This window comes from Adhaeribacter swui, from assembly GCF_014217805.1.
Taxonomy (GTDB): Bacteria; Bacteroidota; Bacteroidia; order Cytophagales; family Hymenobacteraceae; genus Adhaeribacter; species Adhaeribacter swui.
The window spans coordinates 2,964,630-2,985,716 of the sequence record NZ_CP055156.1 but is presented as its reverse complement, the minus strand read 5'-3'; the positions used below and the strand labels follow the sequence as shown (position 1 = coordinate 2,985,716).

The 21,087-nt window shown below is 42.0% G+C and carries 20 protein-coding genes; 9 read left to right on the top strand and 11 right to left on the bottom strand.

Features of this window, described 5'->3' with window-relative positions:
- Positions 1–40 precede the first annotated feature (40 nt).
- Both HUW51_RS12770 and HUW51_RS12765 read left to right on the top strand, forming a co-directional pair.
- Positions 41–1,132 (top strand): DUF3616 domain-containing protein, encoded by a 1,092-nt coding sequence (locus HUW51_RS12770; protein WP_185270031.1) that lies wholly within the window; start codon positions 41–43, stop codon positions 1,130–1,132.
- Between the two features lie 33 nt (positions 1,133–1,165).
- On the top strand, positions 1,166–1,630 hold the full coding sequence (locus HUW51_RS12765) for a GNAT family N-acetyltransferase (protein ID WP_185270030.1): 465 nt from the start codon (positions 1,166–1,168) through the stop codon (positions 1,628–1,630).
- 7 nt (positions 1,631–1,637) lie between these two features.
- Here the strand turns inward: HUW51_RS12765 and HUW51_RS12760 are convergent, their stop codons facing one another.
- A complete protein-coding gene (locus HUW51_RS12760; protein WP_185274398.1) occupies positions 1,638–2,369 on the bottom strand; it encodes a class I SAM-dependent methyltransferase in 732 nt (243 codons plus the stop codon).
- 268 nt (positions 2,370–2,637) lie between these two features.
- On the opposite strand from HUW51_RS12760, the gene HUW51_RS12755 reads away from it, so the two are divergent.
- From HUW51_RS12755 to HUW51_RS12745, 3 genes are all read left to right on the top strand, one after another.
- Positions 2,638–2,907 carry a hypothetical protein gene (locus HUW51_RS12755; RefSeq protein WP_185274397.1) on the top strand — a complete coding sequence of 90 codons (270 nt, stop codon included), beginning with the start codon at positions 2,638–2,640 and terminating at the stop codon, positions 2,905–2,907.
- A gap of 236 nt (positions 2,908–3,143) precedes the next feature.
- A complete protein-coding gene (locus HUW51_RS12750; protein ID WP_185274396.1) occupies positions 3,144–3,647 on the top strand; it encodes a DUF421 domain-containing protein in 504 nt (167 codons plus the stop codon).
- A 269-nt stretch (positions 3,648–3,916) separates the two neighbouring features.
- A complete protein-coding gene (locus HUW51_RS12745) occupies positions 3,917–4,438 on the top strand; it encodes a hypothetical protein (protein WP_185274395.1) in 522 nt (173 codons plus the stop codon).
- A 146-nt stretch (positions 4,439–4,584) separates the two neighbouring features.
- Here the strand turns inward: HUW51_RS12745 and HUW51_RS24760 are convergent, their stop codons facing one another.
- The 3 genes from HUW51_RS24760 to HUW51_RS12730 form a co-directional block, all read right to left on the bottom strand.
- On the bottom strand, positions 4,585–4,710 hold the full coding sequence (locus tag HUW51_RS24760; protein ID WP_262891331.1) for a hypothetical protein: 126 nt from the start codon (positions 4,708–4,710) through the stop codon (positions 4,585–4,587).
- 237 nt (positions 4,711–4,947) lie between these two features.
- Positions 4,948–6,447 (bottom strand): HTTM domain-containing protein, encoded by a 1,500-nt coding sequence (locus tag HUW51_RS12735; RefSeq protein WP_228467029.1) that lies wholly within the window; start codon positions 6,445–6,447, stop codon positions 4,948–4,950.
- Between the two features lie 109 nt (positions 6,448–6,556).
- Positions 6,557–7,027 (bottom strand): hypothetical protein, encoded by a 471-nt coding sequence (locus tag HUW51_RS12730; protein ID WP_185274394.1) that lies wholly within the window; start codon positions 7,025–7,027, stop codon positions 6,557–6,559.
- A gap of 279 nt (positions 7,028–7,306) precedes the next feature.
- Here HUW51_RS12730 and HUW51_RS12725 point away from each other — a divergent pair, with 279 nt between their 5' ends.
- Complete coding sequence (locus tag HUW51_RS12725) at positions 7,307–7,711, top strand: thiol-disulfide oxidoreductase DCC family protein (RefSeq protein ID WP_185274393.1); 405 nt, start codon at positions 7,307–7,309, stop codon at positions 7,709–7,711.
- A 72-nt stretch (positions 7,712–7,783) separates the two neighbouring features.
- Here HUW51_RS12725 and HUW51_RS12720 read toward each other — a convergent pair whose 3' ends face one another.
- Together HUW51_RS12720 and mnmD are read right to left on the bottom strand one after the other, a co-directional pair.
- Positions 7,784–8,077, bottom strand: a complete 294-nt coding sequence (locus tag HUW51_RS12720; protein WP_185274392.1) for a hypothetical protein — start codon at positions 8,075–8,077, stop codon at positions 7,784–7,786.
- 104 nt (positions 8,078–8,181) lie between these two features.
- Positions 8,182–8,853: a tRNA (5-methylaminomethyl-2-thiouridine)(34)-methyltransferase MnmD gene (mnmD, locus tag HUW51_RS12715; protein WP_185274391.1), complete on the bottom strand. Its 672-nt coding sequence runs from the start codon at positions 8,851–8,853 to the stop codon at positions 8,182–8,184.
- A gap of 200 nt (positions 8,854–9,053) precedes the next feature.
- Here mnmD and HUW51_RS12710 point away from each other — a divergent pair, with 200 nt between their 5' ends.
- Both HUW51_RS12710 and rlmN read left to right on the top strand, forming a co-directional pair.
- On the top strand, positions 9,054–9,491 hold the full coding sequence (locus tag HUW51_RS12710) for an acyl-CoA thioesterase (RefSeq protein ID WP_185274390.1): 438 nt from the start codon (positions 9,054–9,056) through the stop codon (positions 9,489–9,491).
- Between the two features lie 169 nt (positions 9,492–9,660).
- Positions 9,661–10,722: a 23S rRNA (adenine(2503)-C(2))-methyltransferase RlmN gene (gene rlmN, locus HUW51_RS12705; protein ID WP_185274389.1), complete on the top strand. Its 1,062-nt coding sequence runs from the start codon at positions 9,661–9,663 to the stop codon at positions 10,720–10,722.
- 352 nt (positions 10,723–11,074) lie between these two features.
- Here the strand turns inward: rlmN and HUW51_RS12700 are convergent, their stop codons facing one another.
- The 4 genes from HUW51_RS12700 to HUW51_RS12685 form a co-directional block, all read right to left on the bottom strand.
- On the bottom strand, positions 11,075–12,409 hold the full coding sequence (locus HUW51_RS12700) for an LVIVD repeat-containing protein (protein WP_228467028.1): 1,335 nt from the start codon (positions 12,407–12,409) through the stop codon (positions 11,075–11,077).
- Positions 12,410–12,450: 41 nt separating this feature from the next.
- A complete protein-coding gene (locus HUW51_RS12695; protein ID WP_185274388.1) occupies positions 12,451–12,609 on the bottom strand; it encodes a hypothetical protein in 159 nt (52 codons plus the stop codon).
- 447 nt (positions 12,610–13,056) lie between these two features.
- Complete coding sequence (locus HUW51_RS12690) at positions 13,057–15,942, bottom strand: T9SS type A sorting domain-containing protein (protein WP_228467027.1); 2,886 nt, start codon at positions 15,940–15,942, stop codon at positions 13,057–13,059.
- A gap of 543 nt (positions 15,943–16,485) precedes the next feature.
- Positions 16,486–17,451, bottom strand: coding sequence for a YihY/virulence factor BrkB family protein (locus HUW51_RS12685; RefSeq protein ID WP_185274386.1), 966 nt, complete (start codon positions 17,449–17,451; stop codon positions 16,486–16,488).
- Positions 17,452–17,798: 347 nt separating this feature from the next.
- On the opposite strand from HUW51_RS12685, the gene HUW51_RS12680 reads away from it, so the two are divergent.
- On the top strand, positions 17,799–18,551 hold the full coding sequence (locus tag HUW51_RS12680) for a hypothetical protein (protein WP_185274385.1): 753 nt from the start codon (positions 17,799–17,801) through the stop codon (positions 18,549–18,551).
- Positions 18,552–18,829: 278 nt separating this feature from the next.
- Here the strand turns inward: HUW51_RS12680 and HUW51_RS12675 are convergent, their stop codons facing one another.
- Positions 18,830–21,061: a heavy metal translocating P-type ATPase gene (locus HUW51_RS12675; RefSeq protein ID WP_185274384.1), complete on the bottom strand. Its 2,232-nt coding sequence runs from the start codon at positions 21,059–21,061 to the stop codon at positions 18,830–18,832.
- Between the last annotated feature and the right edge of the window lie 26 nt (positions 21,062–21,087).

Genomic DNA, 21,087 nt, shown 5'->3' with positions numbered 1-21,087 from the left:
TGTCATCAGGCACTTAATAAACCCACGACGCCTTATAATTATGAGAAAAAGTACCATAAAGTTAAAATTTAATCCAGAGTTCAGCATTAACGCCGATGGCAAACATGTGCGCGATGGATTATCTACTATTTTAAGAACCGGCGATTATTTATGGGTAAGTTGCGACGAACGATGCACCCTGGAACGGCTAAAAAGAATTGATGAACTTACTTTTGGCGAACACCACTCCTTCGACTTAAGTCAATATTTAAAATTGCCCGCCGGTTCTGATAGTGAAATTGATATTGAAGGCATTGCCCTGGAAGAACATTACCTGTGGCTGATAGGATCGCACAGCTTGGCTCGCCGAAAACCCAAAAAGAACCAAGAACCCGAAGACCAGATTAAGCGCTTAGCCAAACTAAAAACCGATCCTAACCGCTATTTACTGTCTCGTATTCCGTTAAGCCGCAACAAAGAAACCGGCGAAATAAGTTTAGTGAAACACGTAACGCATCCATACGAGCCAAACTTTATGTTATCGGCGGCGCAGTTAGCAGGCAATAACGCTGGCACCAACCAGTTGCTGGAAGCCTTAAGCAACGACCTCCACGTGCAGGATTTTTTAAAAATTCCGGGAAAAGACAATGGTTTTGATATTGAAGGTTTAGCCGTTCACGGCGATCGTATATTTATTGGTTTGCGTGGGCCGGTATTACGGGGCTGGGCCATTATACTGGAAGTAGCCGTGCAAGATATCCCTGATGGCTTTTTTAAATTAAAGCCCATTGGGCCCAAAGGCGAACTTTACCTGAAACATTTTTTACACCTGGAAGGCATGGGTATCCGGGAGTTGGATCTAGACGGTGATGATTTGTTAATTTTAGCAGGCCCATCGATGGACTTGGACGGTACCATTGCACTGTACCGCTGGCCACAAGCTTTGCGGCAAACCGGCCAAACCATTACCCACCGCAAAGATTTAATTCGTTTATTTGATGTTCCGAACGGTTCCGGACTAACGTCGGGCCAGGACAAAGCCGAAGGCATGACTTTATTTGATAAAAACCACGCCATTATTGTTTTCGATAGCCCTACCAACGATCGCAAGTTGGATACCGATGCCGTAATGGCCGATTTGTTCGAAGTATAAACTTGATAATTAATTTTTAAAATTTCTTTTTTTATGTTACAAATAGAGGCCTATACGCCGGCGGATGCGGAAGCCTTCCGGACTTTAAACCACGAATGGATTACCAAATATTTTGAACTGGAAGAAGTAGATAACCAAATACTGGATAATCCGGAAAGTTACATTTTGGCAAAAGGCGGCGCTATATTAATGGCCCGCTACAACGGCCAAACCGTAGGAACTTGCGCCTTGTTAAAAATAAACGAAACTGAATTTGAATTAGGTAAAATGGCCGTAACCGCCGCAATGCAAGGCCTAAAAATAGGCCAGCAATTGGTAACGGCAGCCATTAGCAAAGCCCGGGAACTCGGCGCTAAAAAGTTAGTTTTACTTAGCCACCGGTCGCTGGAGCAAGCCTTGCACGTATACCAGAAAATGGGCTTTAAACAAGTACCCTGCGCTCCCAATGGGTATAGACGAGCCGATATTCAGATGGAAATGGAAATGGAATTGGTATAAGACAACCTTATTTTTTACCAACCCGCCGGAACAAGATAATGCCATTGTGGTACGTAATGTGGCCGTTGCGGTAGGTTTTTTCATCCAGCAAAACTTCGTACTGGTAAGCACTATTCTGCATAAAATCGTAAGTAGCCTGGCGCGGATCTGGCCAGTTGGTATCGTCTACCAGAATAATGCAGTTATCTGAAAAATGCGGTTCGGCAATTTGCAGGCCTTTGATCTGGTCTTCGTATTTATGGTCGCCGTCGTAAATGTAAAACCCGATTTTAGCGGTATGCAGGCGGTTAAAGTACTCGATATAATCCATATCAAAGAAATGGTGATTAGTACTTTTCAGGGCGTTAAAGCGTTTTAAAAAAGCTTCGCGCGGGCCACCAAACTGCGAAAAATTATCGACGCCAATGCAGGTTTTGGTAGGGTTATGCGCTACTCCCGATAAAAAAGTAAAGCCATTCCAGACACCTACATTTACAAAAACTTCGCCCGGCTTCATTTCCGAAACGCCGCGGTTAATCATGGCGCCAACGGCAAACGTAGACATCCGCGGAATTTTGCATACCGTTTTTAATTTATTTTTAAATTCCGCGTGTCTTTCCGGCAGTTTTGTATTTAGCACATCCAACGAAAGCCCCAGCTTAGGCAAAGTGCGTTTTAAAGTACCAAAGCCAAGGGGTTGTTTGGTGCTGGGTTTCAAGAACCGGAACGAAATATTTTTTACAAATTCGGTGTAGGTCATAGAGAGCAGGTCCTTACAAATTAGCCTGCAATTTAGTAATTGTTTTGTAATGCTAAGCTTAAGTTATAACCAGATTAATCGGGCGCCGACCGGAGAATTAATAACTTAGAATTACCTCTTTATAGGAGCTTTTTTAAATAAAATTAGTTTACCGTGTAACCAAATTAGTTGTTTCTCCGATAATATAAATCTGGTTATTATACGGTTTTATCTTTTTAAGGCCATTAACCAGAATAAATAAAGTGCAAAATTTTAAAATTCTACAACTATGGAAAATAATGCAAATAATCAGAATCAGTCGCAAGACAACGTAAATAACATTTTAGGTACTGCTGCTTCTTACTTCAAAAATATCAATTTAAATCAGGTACCCGATCAATTAAAACAATTTGGCACTACGGCCGCCAACAAAGTAAAAGGCCTGAGCACTACTCAAAAAGTAGTTGGCGGAGCTTTATTATTGTTAGGAGCCGGTTATCTGTCCAGACGTTCCCGGATGAGTTTCCGGAATGTAGCGCATATGTCGCGGGAATATTAATACCGAAATTTAGTAAAAATTAAAAAAATGCCTGATGTGCGTTGCATCAGGCATTTTTTTTAAACTGATAGAGCTGCGGTGTTATGCTCAAATTACTGCTGCCCATTTTATTCGTAATATTTTAAAAAATAACCTTCTACGTAAAATGGGTTGCCTGCTCAGCAGAGTAGTTTTAATTAAAAAAACTTAAAAAAATCCGCTTCGTTCATTAAGGCAGCAAACCGTATTGTTGATTAATGGAGGAAACATTCCGTCATCTGATCGGGCCGGATTCCAATGCCATTAACTGGTGGCAAATGTGCATTCGCGGAAGTCTGGTGTTTTTTTTAGCGCTGGTGTTAATTCGCATCGGCGACCGACGCATTTTTAGTAAAAACGCAGCTTTTGATATTGTAATGAGTATTATTCTGGGCTCGGTGCTTAGTAGGGCTGTAACCGGTAACGCCCCTTTTGTACCAACCATAATTACCAGCGTAGCCTTGGTTGCGCTGCATTGGGTATTGGCATTGGTAGCGCAAAAACACCATCGGTTTGGCATATTAATTAAAGGACAAAAAATATTGTTGGTTAAAGATGGGCAGGTACAAGAAAAAAACATGCGGAAACAAAAAATTACCATTCATGACCTGCACGAGATGTTGCGCTTAAATGGTAAAACAACCAAGATAGAAGAAGTGCAGGAAGCTTACCTGGAGCGCAGCGGTAACGTAAGTGTTATTATCCGCAACCAAAAGCCTTAAAGTTAATATCCTGATTAAATTATAATTTTTTAAAAGACAAAATAACCAGTTAGGCAATGCCAGTTGTTGGTGCAACCAAGCTGTAACAATATAATAACCTTGGTATTAATTATATACGCATTACTTAAAACCACTAGTGGTGATTTGCCTTTGTTCGTTGTAAGGCATATTGCAAATAAGTTCGGCGGAAATGTTTTTTTTTTAAAATCAGTGCTTCCTGACTTAATTATTGGCAAGTAAAAAGCTGCTTATTTAAATTAAAAAGAACTATGAAAAATTACCTGAAAAGACAAAAAAAGAAACACACCCGAAATCAGCAAAACAGCATTTGGCAAGCGTTGGCGAGTGGCTTAGCAGGAGCGGTTGCCGTGACCCTGGTGCATGAAACCGCCCGTCGTTTTATACCCAATGCGCCGCGCATGGATGTTTTGGGTATGCGGGCTATTGCCAAAGGATTATACAAAATGGATGAACAACCGCCCGAAAGCGAAGAATTGTTTAAATGGTCTATTGTGGGCGATCTGGTATCAAACACGTTGTATTATTCTTTTGGCGCCAATGGGCAGCAACCGTGGGTGAAAGGAGTGTTATTGGGTACGCTGGCTGGCGTAGGTGGTGTAGTATTGCCGGGCCCAATGGGCTTAGGTACAGAACCCAGCGGACGAACGCTGCAAACCAAAGCCATGACGGTAATCTGGTACTTTTTAGGGGGTTTAGTAACAGCCGCAGTAGCGCAAGGTTTCCGGGAAACAAACAAAAAAAGAAAACTACCCGAAGACTGGGCTATGTAAGCACCTAAAAAAAGCGCCGGTAGTTTACTTATTTTACAATTACCAGCGCTTTTTTAATTTTTTAGATTTTTAATACTCCGCCTAAGGTTATGTTTTGGCTGCGCTCCGGCCGGAGCCACTTTTTTTACCGCCGGGGTCTTGTTTGTTTACAGTGGCCAAGCCCGCTTTTCTGCTTCTTCTTCGCTGAGGCCTTGTTTTTCGTAGCTTTCTTCTATGTGCGCAGCTTGCCGCTTTTGTTTATCGGTGTACGCCGATTTGTCTCCTCTGGGCATAATTTTTAAATTTTAAGGGTTATAAAATAAAATTGCCTTCACCCAGAATATACGTATAACGCCATTTTATAGCTAAAACAACGTGAATTGCACGTAAGTTTTTAGTTGTACAAACCACAAATAATACCACTAAACCCAATAGCTTACCTTCCTATAGGCCGTTTTGGGATAGAGAAGAATAGCTTATCCCGAACTCAGGTTAATTGGTTGCTCTTAAAAACAGAAAAATTTAAAAAATTATGGGGTACCGCAAACACAAAGTACCTGCCGCTGGGGTATTATGGGTTGATAATTAGGCAAGGTACGTTCCAGCATGTAAACTACCTGTAATTCTTTAATCTGATCCGCGGGCGCATGCGATTCGTTCCATATCCGGAGACGATAATTGCAAAAATAAGGTCGCATAAAGGCGTTATTTACAAACAAGTAATTTTCGCTGTATTTGCGCCAGCGGTCGTTTTTAAATAAAGCTACCACCGATTTCGGTTTTTTCTCGGTAACGGGTTGGCCTTGCCGGTTCAGGTCGATGCGTTTGTTTTTGGTAGTTAAACCTTCCAGAATGTACCACCCATCGTCTTTAAAAACTTGCGGCGCAAACATGCCCCAGTGTTGGTCTACCCGCAATAACATACCCAGCCAACGGGCAGCCACCGGAATTGGGTGATTAATTTGCGGTACATTTGATAAATTCCACCAGATAACATAACCCAGTACGGCAATTACAAATCCTTCTTTAATGGCACTTAATGCTTCCCAGCGAGCCGGCGATAAATGCCAGGTAAAGCGTAGCTCAAACAACTTTGGTACGTTGGCAGTGTAGCGCCTTAACCGGTAGCCCAGGTTTTCAAAATAAGGCAACAGCTTGGCCTCGAACCAATCCATGGCTACAGGGGGCAATAAACCCAAAATAGAAACCCAGTTAATTAAATAAAATAAGCCTACAAAAAGCGTTAAACTAATGCCTAAATGAAAACCAGCTAATACACCCACCACTACTAACCGGAAAAAAGAGTTAAAAACGGGTATTAATAAAAGAAACGGCAGGTAAAACTCGGTATAATATGTACCTAGGGTTAAATATTTTAATAAAACCGGGTACGGATAAATCAGTTTACCACCGGGAAATAAAACTTGATCGAGGCTCAGCGCATTATACAAGGCAGTACCGGTAGTATGCCACTCCGGCGAATCTTTAAGTAAAGCTGTACAGATATAAACCAGCATGATCTGGATAACAAAACCTGCCGAAGCGGCACTAAAATGCGAAACCGGTTTTGGATATGCCGTACTTTTTTTAGCATCCAGGCTGTAGTGGCGTCCCCAAGGCAAAAATATGGCCCAGAATAAAAGCATCCGGAGCAAATCGTCGCCCCCCTGCCCGATTAACGTATTGCGGTTTTGCAGCGATAAAAGCATAAACCAGCAAACAATAGTAACCAGCCGGGTACGATACCCCAGTAAAAGACAAAAAGCAAAGAAAGCCGCTATTAAAAAAAGAAGAGCCTGTATTTGCCACAAGCCGCTTAAGGTATGAATGGAAATTAAATAAGGGTCCCACACATACTTAAAAAGTACATGCAGCGGCAAAACCCCCATGTTGGAATAAAAAGCCTCCAAGTCCGAAGCCCGTATCGCCAGATCTACTAATAATACAAACCCAACGCCAATGCGCATGAGGGCCAATGCCCGATAGTCTACGCTAAAAACTTTTTTAAAATAAAGTAAAATGTACGCCATGGAAGCACTGTGCTGAATAATATTGGTACCAGCAGAAGCTGAGAAATAAAAAAAGGCAAAAACCAAAATGGTAATTGCCTTTTAACGCTTTCGCGAATATATCTAAATACTAGTTGCCGGTTGTTGAACCTCCAGCAGTTGTACCACCTGAGGTTGTTGAACCACTGGTAGTGCCTGCAGTAGTACCAGTAGTGGTAGTACCTGTTGTTGTACCGGCAGTAGTGCCACTGGTAGTACCAGAAGTGGTGCCGCTAGTAGTACCGCTAGTAGTTCCAGCAGTAGTACCCATAGTGGTTGTACCAGAAGTGGTACCGCTGGTAGTAGTGCCATCGGTAGTACCGGTAGTAGTGCCAGAAGTAGTGCCGCTGGTGGTAGTACCATCGGTAGTACCAGAGGTAGTAGTACCGGAAGTGGTGCCATCGGTGGTGCCGCTGGTGGTACCAGAAGTAGTGCCGGTAGCATCGTCAGTGGTAGAAGTACCGGTTGAAGTACCAGTGTCGGTATTCGTGCTGGAGCATGACGTAAACGTGGTTGTTGCTACAAATGCGGCTGCTAAGATGCTTAAATAGGTCTTTTTCATAGTTTTACTTTAACTAATGTTACAATTTTTAGTATTTAATATAATATTATTAGTTGCCTGCTATACGTTTGGGATTGTTTAAGGTTAAGTATTCCCAAAAAAAATTTGTACTTACAGGTAATCCAACTCTTAATACTATTAATTTATAAAAGGTAACCCTAATGAACCTAAGATACGAGCAGAATATAATTTTGGTTAATCTAAGCTGTAATATTATACTCAGTAATAACCAAATAGCAGCAAAATTTGTAATTATAATAAGTTTTATGTTTTTAAACAATGCAAGTATTTAATCCGCCTATTATCCTGTTCGATGGAGTTTGCAACCTTTGCAACAGCTTTGTTCAATTTGTAATTAAGAATGATCGCCGGGGTTATTTTAAATTTACAGCCTTACAATCCGAAGCTGGTAAGGAAGTTCTGCAACAAGTTCATTATTCTGATTTCTCGCTGAGTACGGTAGTTCTGGTGGAAAACGGAAAAGTATACGTGCGCTCGGCGGCGGCTTTAAAAATACTGTCCCGGTTAGATGGTTTATGGCCTTTAGCGTACAGCTTTATCATATTACCCACATTTTTGCGCGATTTTATTTATAAAGGTATTGCCCAAAACCGGTACCGCTGGTTCGGCAAGCAAGAAAGCTGTATGCTACCTACTCCCGAACTAAAAGCCCGTTTTTTGTAAATTACCAACCGGAATCCGCCTCCAGCATAACTATTTTTTAAATTTTTACTTTTTCAGCTCCTGTCCGCACGATTATTTTTCATCTGCATCGGTCAGGGCGGCTATGCCTTGTTTAACTTCGTTGTTATTGGAGTTGTCTTTAATTTCTTTATTTCCGGTATTTTCTAGAGCAGCGGCCAGTAAATTAGCCGGGTTAACTTGGGGCACCAGGTTACCCGCTTTTTTGCCAAAAGATTTTAGCAGCTTTTTCGTACTCTTGCGGGCTAAATTGGCCACCACATCCGCTACCATATCCGCAACATTAAGCTTGTTTTTCTTTTTCTTATTCTTTTTGCTTTTACCTTTTTTGCCTTTCTTCTTTGCCATAAGTTTATCTTTGATTTAGTCTACTTTTTTTAAATTTGTTTTTACCTGTTAGTAAACGAACAACAAAAATTCAGGTTATCATCCATCCAAAAATGTACGTTGGGTTATCTTTTTAGGGCGCGGGTCATTTCGCGTTTACCGGGCGGCCCGGGCAATGCTTCTACGGTAAAGCCAGCCGCTTTTAAGCTGCGTTTAAAGCTGCCTTTGGCGCAGTAGCTCACCAAGCAACCGTTTATTTTTAGCGCATTATATAAATTTAAAAAAATAGCATCGGTCCAGAGTTCCGGCTGCTTTTCGGGGGCAAAGGCATCAAAATAAATTAAATGGTAATGCTCCATCGGAAAAAGGTAGGTCTGCAAATCTGCCTCCGATTTTAACAAAGTAAACTCCGGTGTTAGGTTTACGGCTTCATTCCAGGGAGCACGATGCAGCGGCCCCAAATAATCTAACAGTTCCGGGTTTAAGATAAATTGCTCAAAATGCATCTGGTTAATCAGCTCCAGCGTTAGCGGATATTTTTCTAGGGTATGGTAAAATATATTTTTTTTTAAAAGTAAGGTTTGTTGCAAAGTAAGCAAAGCGTTTAAGCCCGTACCAAAGCCCACTTCCAGAATGTTAATTTCGGGCTGGTTTTGCCAGGCAAATTCTAATCCGGCCCGGATAAAAACATGCAGCGACTCTTGCAAAGCGCCGTTTACGGAGTGGTAATGCTCATTCAGTTCGGGTACATATAAGGTGGCCGAACCATCTTTGGTTTGCCGGATTTCCGTTTTCATGCGATTTAGGTTAGAGGTTGCAAGTTACAGGTTGCAGGTTGCAGGTTAACATGAAACGTTGAAAAAGATTATCAATCAAGGGATTTCTTACTTGTAACCGAATAGTATTAGAAAAAAGAAAAGCCGCAAGCCAGGCTTATTTATGAATATAAAACTTGCAGTTTAAAACCTGTAACTTGCAACCTCTAACCTGCAACTCTATGGCCCGGATAAAAATAGACTTACCCTTACATTTTGCTTTTTCTACGGAAATAAAAGTACGCGTTTCCGACATAAACTACGGCGGCCATTTAAGCAACGACGCCTTATTAAGCATTCTGCACGATGCCCGTTTACAATATCTGCAATCCCTGGGCTACACCGAATTACAATTAGGCGGCAGTTCATTAATTATGGCCGATGTAGCCATAGAATATAAAGGAGAAGGGTTTTTAGGCGATATCCTGACTATACAAATTTCTCCCGCTGACTTTAACAAATACGGGTTTGATTTGCTTTACCAGGTTACCAACCAAAACCAAAAAGTGATCGCCCACGCCAAAACGGGCATGCTCTGTTTTAGTTATGATAGCCGTAAAGTAATGTCGGTGCCGGCTGAGATACGCTCCAAAGTGGAAGCAGGCATTTCTGCGAAGTAATTTTTTAAAATTTATTAAAACTAAAAACAAAAACTACCCTGCAACTATTGGCCGTCTGCTTTTGTTTTGCCCTTGTACCAGGTAATTAGTGTTTAATTCAGCTTTTTGGTTATCAACCAACTTTTGGTTGCCAGCAAACATTACCTGATATATTTTATAACTTTGCATTATGATAACGACGAGCAAGAAAACTGATATTCGCAAACTTACGCTGGATGAACTAAAAGTTTGGTTCACCGAAAATGGCGAGAAACCTTTCCGGGCCAAACAGGTATACGAATGGCTTTGGAAACACGCGGCTCGTTCGTTCGACCAAATGAATAATATTTCGTTGCCCCTGCGCGAAAAACTGAACGCTAGCTTTACCATAAATACCGTTTCGGTGGCCAAGCAGCAACATAGTACCGATGGCACCATTAAATCGGCTTTTCAGTTGTTTGATGGCAATTTGGTAGAAGGTGTGCTAATTCCGCACGAAGAACGTAAAACAGCTTGTGTTTCCAGTCAGGTAGGTTGTTCCTTAACTTGTAAATTTTGTGCTACCGGCTACATGGAACGGAAGCGTAACTTAGATGCCGCCGAAATTTACGACCAGGTAGTACTTATAAACCAGCAAAGCCTGGAAGCATCGGGTATTCCGTTAACCAATATTGTTTTTATGGGTATGGGCGAACCGCTTTTAAATTACGCCAACGTAATGAAAGCCATTGACCGGATTACCTCTTCAGCCGACGGTTTAAATATGGCGGCCCGCCGCATTACCGTAAGTACCGCCGGTATTGCCAAAATGATAAAGAAAATGGCCGACGATAATATTAAAGCCAACCTGGCTTTATCGCTGCACGCCGCCAACGATAAAAAACGGAACGAGATTATGCCCATTAACGAAACCAATTCGTTAGAAGCATTAACCGACGCTCTAAAGTATTACCACCAGGTTACTGGCCGCAAAGTTACCTACGAATACATTGTTTTCGAAAATTTTAATGATACCCTGCAGGATGCCGAAGAACTATACCGGTTTACCAAAGTAATTCCGTGTAAAGTAAACATTATTGAATATAACCCCATTGCAGCGGCCTTGTTTAAAAACACCGACGACGACCATTTATCTAAGTTTGTGTATTATCTGGCTGACCGGGGCGTACAAGTAAACGTGCGCCGAAGCCGGGGTAAAGATATTGATGCGGCCTGCGGTCAGTTAGCCACCAAAGAAGAGCAAGTAGCTTAATTTTTTTAAAAATAGCTTAAAAAAAGAAACGCCTGGTATACGTACCAGGCGTTTTCATTGAACAGTGAACAAGTAAAGCAAAGTCGGTATAAAAATCTTCTTCAGAAGAATTAATTAAGAAATTATCTGGTAAATTTTATCTTCTAATTTTAAATTCCTACCTCATTTACCCAGAACAAATATATCTCTATTTTTCAATAAAAAAATAAGATTTGTAAATTTTTTACAACAAAACTATATTGCAATTAAATATATTTTAAAAAATATGCCTTTACAGGCTTCAAATAGGGTTTCTGTTATTAAAAAAATTACGATCCTGTTTTTTTAATAATAAGTAATTTTCCTTTCAAGTTTAGTTCGGCGAAACCGGAATTTTACTCAGGAACTGTAAACTTTTGGGGTTAGAATAATCGTACTGCCGAAAGCCATCTTCGCCAATTACCAGTAGGTTTTTACCCAAAGGTATTACATCAAAAGCATGCAAATCTTTTTTATGCGCCAGCAAATTATCAGCAATAGCATCGGGATTGGCAGCATTAAAAACTTTTAACCCGTAATTTCCCTCGCAGATAAACAACGTACTTTTATCAATTCCTAAACCATGCGGGTTTTGCATCGGATAAGTTTTACGTACCTGGGGCAAAGCGGCATTGCTAATATCCACTACATCTAATTGGTTGGCATTTCCGCCGCAAAAACTATTGGGATTGGTTCGTAAAGTAACGTAAGCGTAATTTCCCTCTACTACCACTGGGTCGCAAGCCCGCAGGTGCGAGTAACCACCAATGTGCGTGGGTGCAGCCGGATTGGCAAGACTATAAATAAGCATACCAGCATTAGAACCTATAAACAATTTATTTTGGTACGGAAAAATAGTTTCGATGCCGCCGCCCAGATATACCGGTTCACCTTTTTGCGGATTAGTTGGATTTGCCACATTAAAAACCTGCATCTGGCTGGGACCTACGGTGTATAAGAAATTACCGTATAATGTAAACCGGGCCATGGAACCTGCTTTACCCGTTGCGCCACCACTATTTGCTTTACCCGCATCATTGCTTACAAAATTACTATTCGGATTTGCCGAGTTCCACTCCCACCAAGCGACCGGACGACGGTTAGGTATCATTTCGTCGCAGGATCGTTGCTCGGTTACTAGCCGCTCTTTGTAAGCTACTACAATGCCTTTGCTAGGATCAGCGTTTATAAATGCCCCATTAGCAGCCATTAAGGATGCAGGCTGAAACACATTTTCCAGGTGCTTGATTACTTTTATTGCTTTCGGAATAGTTATATCCAGAACCAGCAAGTCGGTACCGGCATCGGCGTATAATACATTACTGCGCACGGCCATATCTACATTACCCGGAATGGCAATAAAGCCTATATTTTGCGGATTACGGGGATTACTGTTATCAATTACATGTATGCCTTCGTTAAGTTCGTTTACTAAAATGTACTGGTCTACGGCATAAATTTTACCGGTTTTACGCAAAGCTTTAGCCGGCTCTGATTGTATAGCAGCAGCCAATTCGGCCCGCGTTTGATAAACTGGTTCGTATACAGTATAGGTATACGTTCCTTCGCAAGGTTCTGTACAACCAGCTATTAACCAGGAAAAAATTAAAAAAATCAGGTATGCCGCCGGCCGGCTACATAACAAACGCAGGGTATCTTGTTCTTGCATAGTGATTTAGTTTAGTAATTTCCTGATTGGGGCAAAACTTATTAACTGATGAGCGGTAATAAGCGGTTAAAAGCGAGCCGACCCGCCGGTAAATACAATTGGCCAATAGCAGCCAGCGTACTAAAAAAACAGAAATAATAAAAAAGCATGTACAACAAGCTTAAAAAACCCTGGGATAAAGCTACACGTGGTTTTATCATTTTAAGAGAACGGAATCGGTACACTAAACTGACCCACCTTTGCAGAGTTTGGTTGCAAGCACCATAAAATAATTACCTTAAAGCCATAAACTTACCGGCGCCAAACCAGAACAGCATATTTTTTAAAAACCACAAAAGTGCGCGCTGGCTTTTTATAATTTTGTACCCGTTTCGCCTTTATTATCTGATTTAATTGTAACCGTTATCCGGTGTTTTCCTAAGAGCCATCAACTTAAAAATTCCATTACTCTATCTGCTCCAAATTTAACCCAGTATGAAGGAAGTTATCGATGATTGCCAGTTTTCAACTGGCCGGAAGTGGAACACTTCCGCTTATTAGGACCCAGCAGGTGGTAGCTGGCGAAAGTTGATACTGTTTTATAAAAAAGCGACAGCGCGCCCAAATACTTAGACGCGCTGTTGCTTTTTAGCGGTTATTAGAAATGATTATTGTAATACCTGGTGTTGTTGAATAACGCCATTGGGTGTAATTACGCGCAAGATCATATAACCGCGGGGCAGCTTAGCTATCGAGAAGCTTAGATCTAAATCAGGCGTGGTACTTTCCACTTGTTCCTGCCATACCTTGCGGCCAGCAGCATCATACAAGTAAACGGTAACTAAGCCAGGTCCAACACCAGTACCTTTAACGAACAACTGCGTAGTAGCCGGATTTGGATAAGCAGATAGGGCAACCACCGGAGTCTCCGGCTTTGGTTTTCCTGCTTCTATAGTTTCCTTACTGATGTTTTGCCCCCCTGACGCTACCGAAAGGCAGCTATTTGTTCCTACCCGCACGGAATAATCACCAGCTTGAGTGGCAGTGTACGTTTTGTCTGTTGCATCTGCAATGGGTTCACCATTAAAATACCATTGGTTATTCGTATCACTGCTGGAGGTAAGAACGTTGCCGTTTACGGTAATTGTTGGCTGCACTGGAGTAACGCAGAAAGTTAATTCTACCGGAGGAGCCGCAGCATAATCTTCGTTGCCTGGCTGCGTTGCTTTAATTTTAACTTCGCCGGTACCGGTAATTTTTAAATTATTTCCTTCCAGCACGGCCGGACCAGACACTACTTCGATGGTAACAGGTAAACCAGAAGATGCCGTAGCAGAAACCGGTACTGAAGTTCTTTGATCAGTTACATCTGCTACGGGTGATAACTTTATGATCTGGGGAGCTTTAGCGGAGAGCATAGCAATCCGGGTACGTCCTTTACCCGTGATCATAGTAAAGTAACCTCCTAAAAGCAAGCGCTGATCCGGCATTAAAGCCAGCGTATTTACTTCCCGGTTGGTGCCCGCATTACTTCCAATACGGGGATCAAATGTAGGATCTAAACTACCATCTATTTTTAAACGAGCCACCCGGTTCCGGACTTTGCCATCAATTTGTGTAAATATACCGCCAATCATAATACGACCGTCTTCCCGCAGCAATACGGTGTAGATAGCATTATTGGAATTGGTATTAAAAGAAGCATCCAGTGAACCATCTGTATTCAAACGGGCGATATTCTTTTTAACTTCTCCATTTACGGACGTAAATAAACCCGCAAAAATTAGCTTACCATCGGGTTGTTGAACCAGCGCTTCAACGGCACCATCCAAGCCAGTTCCCGGATAATAATTGTTATCCAATTTACCATCAGAATTTAAACGGGCTAAATACTTACGATTAAAATTATTAACTTTAGTAAAGGCTCCGCCAATTACGATTTTACCATCGGCATTCACGAGCATGGCTGATACTGTATTATTAATACCAGTAGCCAGGTTAAAGCTTTCGTCCAGGGTACCATCAGCATTTAAACGCGCAATCCGGGTTCTAGCCTGGCCGTTTACCTGCGTAAAGCTACCGGCAATTAAAATACGGCCATCTTTTTGAATCACTACTGCTTCTACTGCCGCATTGGTTTCGGCATTAAATTTACTATCTAAGGTACCACTGGCGTTATACCGCGCTATATAGCTATGATTAATTCCGTTTACAGTAGTAAAACTACCGCCAATTACTACTTTCCCGTCAGATTGTAATCCAAGCGCATTCACAAAATCATCGGGCCCTGCACCAGCATTAAAATTTTTGTCTAATGTACCACTCGGGTTCAGACGCGCCACATGGTTGCGGGAGATGGTAGTTACGGCCGAAAAGCTGCCGCCAATTAAGATTTTACCATCCGATTGAATCTGGATAGCTTTTACTTTACTTCTATTACCTTTAGCAATATTGTAAGCCGTATTAAGCTTTCCGACCGGTGTTATTTGCACAATGTTCTGGCACTCCACATCAGAATAAGAAGTAAAGCTACCGGCAGCTACAATGTTGCCATCCGGGAAAAGAGCTAACGTTACAATTTTGCCATCCGCACCAGATCCCGGCACAAAGGTGTTATCCAGGGTACCATCGGCATTTAAGCGGGCAATGTGCTGGCTAGATACTTCATTGATATTTTCAAAATCACCGGCCAGAACCACTTTCCCATCGGGCTGTAACAATAAATAACTAACAACGCCATCGGCACCGCCCCCATTATTAAATGAGGCATCTAAGCTGCCATCACTGTTCAGGCGGGCAAAATAACGTTGCGGGTGTCCTTTTACCGAAACAAAATCGCCGGCTATCAGCACTTTGCCATCGGGCTGTAACAGCACCTTATCTAGTTTTGTAGTTGCATCGGAGCTTACTTCCATACCGGCATCAAAGCTGGTATCCAGGCTGCCATCGGTGTTCAAGCGGGCAATCCGTACCCGGCTGATATTGTTTACAGCGGTAAAAGAACCACCAATAATTATCTTACCATCAGGTTGAACCGCTACCGTGTTTACGGTATTATTAACGCCAAAGCCCGGGTTAAACGAAGTATCAATGGTACCATCCGGATTTAAACGGGCAATTTTACTTAAGTAAAATCCGGAAGTAGTGGTGAAATAGCCACCTACTATTATTTTACCATCGGCTTGTAGCTCAATAGCGTTAATGTAGTTATTACCTCCGGTACCAATCGAGAAATTGTTAGCCGATGCTTTACCCGTATGAAAAGTTTCGTCCAGGGTACCGTTTTTATTTAAGCGGGCTAATTTATTCTGAGGTTTACCATCGTAGGAAGTAAACATACCACCAATAATTATTTTGCCATCGGGCTGCACCGCTATGGCCGTAATACTGGCATCTACACTGTTTCCGGGATTAAAATTAAGGTCCAGACTACCATCCGACTTTAAACGCGCCAAAGATTTGCGGATAGAGCCATCTATCTTGGTAAAATCACCCGAAATAATCAGGTTTCTATCTTCGGGCTGCAAAGCGCTGGCTAAAACTTGGCCATCCATCTCGTAATTACTGTAAACGGATGGTTTAAAATTGGCATCCACAGTCTGTGCTTGAACGGACGGTAATAGAGTTAGGAGGAAAAACAACAAGCCAACGAACCTCTGTAAGAAAAAGGTTTTGTTTATTACATGAAGTAGAATTTTGTATAACATAGGCTAAAATGAAATAGATATTAGTAAACCAGGCTAAGTATGTGTGTAAAAAGGCTTTTAAGTAGTCGAAACTTTTGTTTTAATAAATGTTTTAAAGTGGAAGCACTTGGGTATATAGCAGGAATAATCATGCCAATTAGTCTAAAATTGTTATATATTTATTTTATTATATAAAATTTTTAACTTATTGCGCTAAGTTTTAAAAGAAGAGCCGTTTTAAGAATCGCAACCTTGCTTATTTTTAACGAAACAAGCCCTCGCACAAATGGAATACATTTCAGATGCGGGAGCGCTTGAATAGTCATTTACTGGCTTATAAACCACTAAAATTAAAAAGCCAACCCGGTACTTGACCGGGTTGGCTTTTTAATTTATGTACACTTAGTTATTTTATTCTTTACGGAACCTGCCCTGGGCGGGCGGGCGGCCAGCCTCCTTATCCTGGCTTTCGTCGTGGGTAACTTCTTGCAAACGCACCTCTACAGCATGCGATTTCGGACGTACTCTTTCCCCAAACCGATCGGCGTATTCCTGGGTAAACTCCGCGCCAAAAAAGATAATTAGCGAAGAATAATAAATCCAAACTAAAATAATGATAACCGAACCAGCCGCTCCATAAGCCGAGGCTACATCGCTATTACCCAGATAAAAGCCGATCAGGTATTTACCAATAACAAACAGCAGCGCCGTTAAAAAAGAGCCTACCCAAACATCTTTCCAGCGGATAATGGCATCGGGCAGGTATTTAAAAGTAAGGGCAAATAAACAGGTAATAAACCCGGTAGAAAAAGCAAAATCAATAATTTGCATGAAAACAACCGCTACATCCGGGAAAATTTGTTTTAAAATATCCATCATGGCCGTTAAAGCAGCACTTATTATAAATGAAATTAACATCAGGATGGAGATACTCAGGATCAAACCGAAAGATAAAAACCGGTCTTTTACTACTTTTACAATGTTGTTTTTGGGCTTAGCCTTTATGTTCCAGATGGTATTAAGCGCATCTTGCAAGGTTATAAAAAAAGTAGTAGCGGTAAAAATAAGCGCCCCGATGCCGACAGCTCCCATAATGCCTTTGGCATCGTTGCGGTTGATATTATCAATCATTTTTTGCACTTCAATGGCGCTGTCTCTCCCAATCATCCCTTGAATTTGCAACCCTAATTTACTAGACCAGTCTACATCGCCCAGAAAAGTACTGGCGGCCGTAATAATAATTAATAACAGCGGCGGCAAAGCAAATATGGTATTATAGGATAAAGCTGCGGCCAAACGAAAAGAGTTATTTTCCATGAACTCCGACACAGCATGTTTGCCAATAGAGAGTACATCTTTAAAAGTATATTTTGCCATTTTTTTAAAAATTTCTGTTTTTGGTTTATATATAGCTCCCTTGTACCGGAAATAGTTGGCAACAAACACCAATTAATGTTGCTTTTAGCGCCTGCTTCACGTGTTTTATACGGGGCTATTTCAAGCACGCTTACGCAAGGCACCCCAGACAGGTTAATTTTTTGTACTTATTACGATTTACGGATACCAAAAAGAGGGAGTCTGGCCTGAAGCAAAACCAGTAGAATTTACCGGTGTAAATACTGCCCGAAATAACAAGAGAAACCTGGCTAAATTCTAATTTTTTAAATTCTGTTTTTTATCTTTAATCAGTTGAAAGAAAGCTTAGTTTTACCTGCTGCAAAAGAATGTTTCGAAAAACGATTACCCGACTTTTAGTTGCTTTATTTACTTTTTTACCCGGCATTTTGCTGGCCCAAAACACGGCAAATACTTCGGATGAGCAAGCCCTTGCCCTAGCCGATAAAGTAATTAAAAACATGGGCGGCACCAAAAACTGGAACAATACCCGCTACATTGCCTGGAGTTGGCTGGGGCAGTATCATATCTGGGATAAATTTGAAAACAAATTCCGGTATGAAAAAGACACGTTGGTAGTAGTGTCGGATTTAAAAACCAAAGAAGGCACTGTTTACAGCAAAGGCAAAGTGCTCACCGACGAAGCTCAAAAGCAAAAAATACTGGATAAACAATACGCTATTTGGGCGAACAACTCCTACTGGCTACTCATGCCTTTTAAGCTCCGCGACAATGGGGTTACATTAAAATATAAAGGAGAAGGAAAAACCCAGACCGGGGCTGATGTTGATTTAATAGAGCTTACTTTTAAAGATGTAGGCGTAACACCAAATAACCGCTATATTCTTGGAGTTGATAAAAAATCCGGCTTGGTAACAGAATGGTCTTTTTTCCGGAATGCTACCGACGAAAAGCCGACATTTACCCGGCCATGGGCTGATTACCAGAAATACGGAAAGTTTAAAATTGCCTCGAACCGCGGCGATGCCAAAATGAGCATGACCGATATTGTAGTGAGCCAAAATTTAAATAGTGATTTATTTAACAGTCCTACGCCAATTAACAAAGCACTGGTGAAGTAGTAACCAGATGCTGGATATTGGATATTAGACACTAGACGCTAAACACTAGATTATCCTACTATAATCAACTGTTTGCTAATACTAAACTACATCCATTTCGAAATTAATGCGGTCAGAATATTTCCATTATGTTTGTTACTTAAAAGGTGGGGAGAACGCTTACCTGTTTCGAATGATAGCACAGAATTAAAAAATAAAAGAGGCGGAGAAAACTCCGCCTCTTTCGTTAGGGCATCTAATGTACTATTTTTAAATTTTTACTTTTTTACTACCACTGATTAAAGTGTTTTTTGTCGTAAACGCAAACTATTTGCCACAACCGATACCGAACTTAAAGCCATGGCTGCGCCCGCCAGCATTGGGTTTAATAAATATCCATTTACCGGATACAATACCCCTGCGGCGATAGGTATGCCAATTAAGTTATAAATAAAGGCCCAGAACAAATTTTGCCGAATCGTGCGAACGGTAGCCCGGGAAAGTTTAATAGATTTGGCAATGTATCGCAGGTCAGATTGCATTAAAGTTAAACCTGCCGTTTCCATAGCCACATCGGTACCATGCCCCATGGCAATACCTAAATCTGCCTGGGCCAAAGCCGGTGAATCATTTATGCCATCGCCCACCATGGCTACAACTAAGTTCTTCTGCTGTAATTGTTTTACGTAATCGGCTTTACCAGTGGGTAAAATTCCAGCTGCTACGTTACTGATGTTGGTTTGACGGGCAATTGCCTCGGCCGTTTGCGCGTTATCGCCGGTAAGTAAGTACACTTGCAGACCTAAGTGCTGTAATTCCTGAACTGCCTGAGCCGAAGTTTCTTTTATGGGGTCTGTTACCGGAATTAGGGCTACTAGCTCCTGATCAGCCGCAACGTAAACCAAGGTTTTAGCTAATTTTGTTTGCTTTTCGGCTATTTGCGCCGCTTCTGCCGAGATAATTACTCCGGAATCAAGTAAAAACGCGCGGTTACCAATCCGAAATAAATGGTCTTTTACTTTGGCCTGCACACCTTGCCCGGTAATGCTGGTAAATTGGGTAAGTTCAACCTTTTCTACTTCTTCCTGGTTTAATTTACGTGTAATAGCTTCGGCCAGAGGATGCTCCGAACGGCTTTCTATAGCTAATACCGCTTCTTTTATCTCTACCTGATTAGCACGAACTAACCAGATAAAAGCTTCTGCTTCGGGCTTACCCTTGGTTAAGGTACCGGTTTTATCCAGAACTACCGCGTTTACCTGGTGGGCCGTTTCTAAGCTTTGCGCATCTTTCACTAAAACTCCATTTTCGGCGCCTTTGCCCACGGCCACCATAATGGCGGTAGGAGTTGCCAAGCCCAAAGCACAAGGACAAGCTATAATTAATACCGTAACAAAAGCCTGCAAAGCAAAGGTTAAACTATTGTTTGGCCCAAAAAAATACCAGATGCCAAAACTTAAAAGCGCCAGCACCAACACCACGGGTACAAATACCGCGGAGATTTGATCAGCTAGTTTTTGAACCGGTGGCTTACTAGCCTGGGCTTTTTGCACGGTTTGGATAATTTGCGCCAGCATGGTTTCGGAGCCGGTTTTTTGCGCCACAATTTCCAGGCTACCTTTTTGGTTAAGCGTGCCCGTAAATACCCGATCGTTTGCTTTTTTGGGCAAAGCAAGCGGTTCTCCCGTAAGCATACTTTCATCCACGAACGATTCGCCTTCTTTTACTACGCCGTCCACGGGTATTTTCTCGCCCGGCCTTATGCGGATGCGGTCGCCGGCCTGCACTTCTTCAATTGGAATTTCAATTTCGGTTAAATCGGCTTGCAGTATTTTTACCTTTTTGGGTTGCAGCCCAATTAATTTTTTTAGAGCAGCCGATGTACCCCGGCGCGCCCGTTCTTCGAGCAATTTACCGAGTAAAATAAAAGCGATTACTGCCGCAGCAGACTCAAAATACACCTGGGGTTCCAAACCCTGTTGGCGCATAAACTGCGGATAAATGGTGTTAAAAGCGCTAAACACAAAGGCTACGCCGGTACTAAGAGCCACCAGCGTATCCATGTTAGCAGTGCCATGGCGCGCTTTTTTAAAACCGCTCACAAAAAAGTCGCGGCCGAACCACATTACCACCGGCGTGGTAAGCGCCAATAATAGCCAATTTGATCCGGGGAAACCTTCGTGAAAAAACATGCTGATTACAATTACCGGCAGCGCGCAGATAAAAGCACCCCACGTTCTTTTCTTTAAACGGGCGTAATGCTGCTTTTCTAATTCTTCGGCTGTTTCGGGATTTGCCAGTAAATCATAACCAATCTGGCGTACCGCTTTTTGCAATTGAGTAAAATTAGTTTTACCGGGCTCTATGGATACTGCTACCGAACGATTGGCATAAGACACGGCGGCCGATACCACACCCGGTTGCGCTTGCAGCATAGACTCTACGCTGGCAGCACAAGCGGCGCAAGTCATGCCATCAACCGGGTAAGTAGCGGTAATAGCATCGGGGGCGAGAGTGGCAGTTGCGTTCATATCAATTTATTTAGGCATGTTAAACT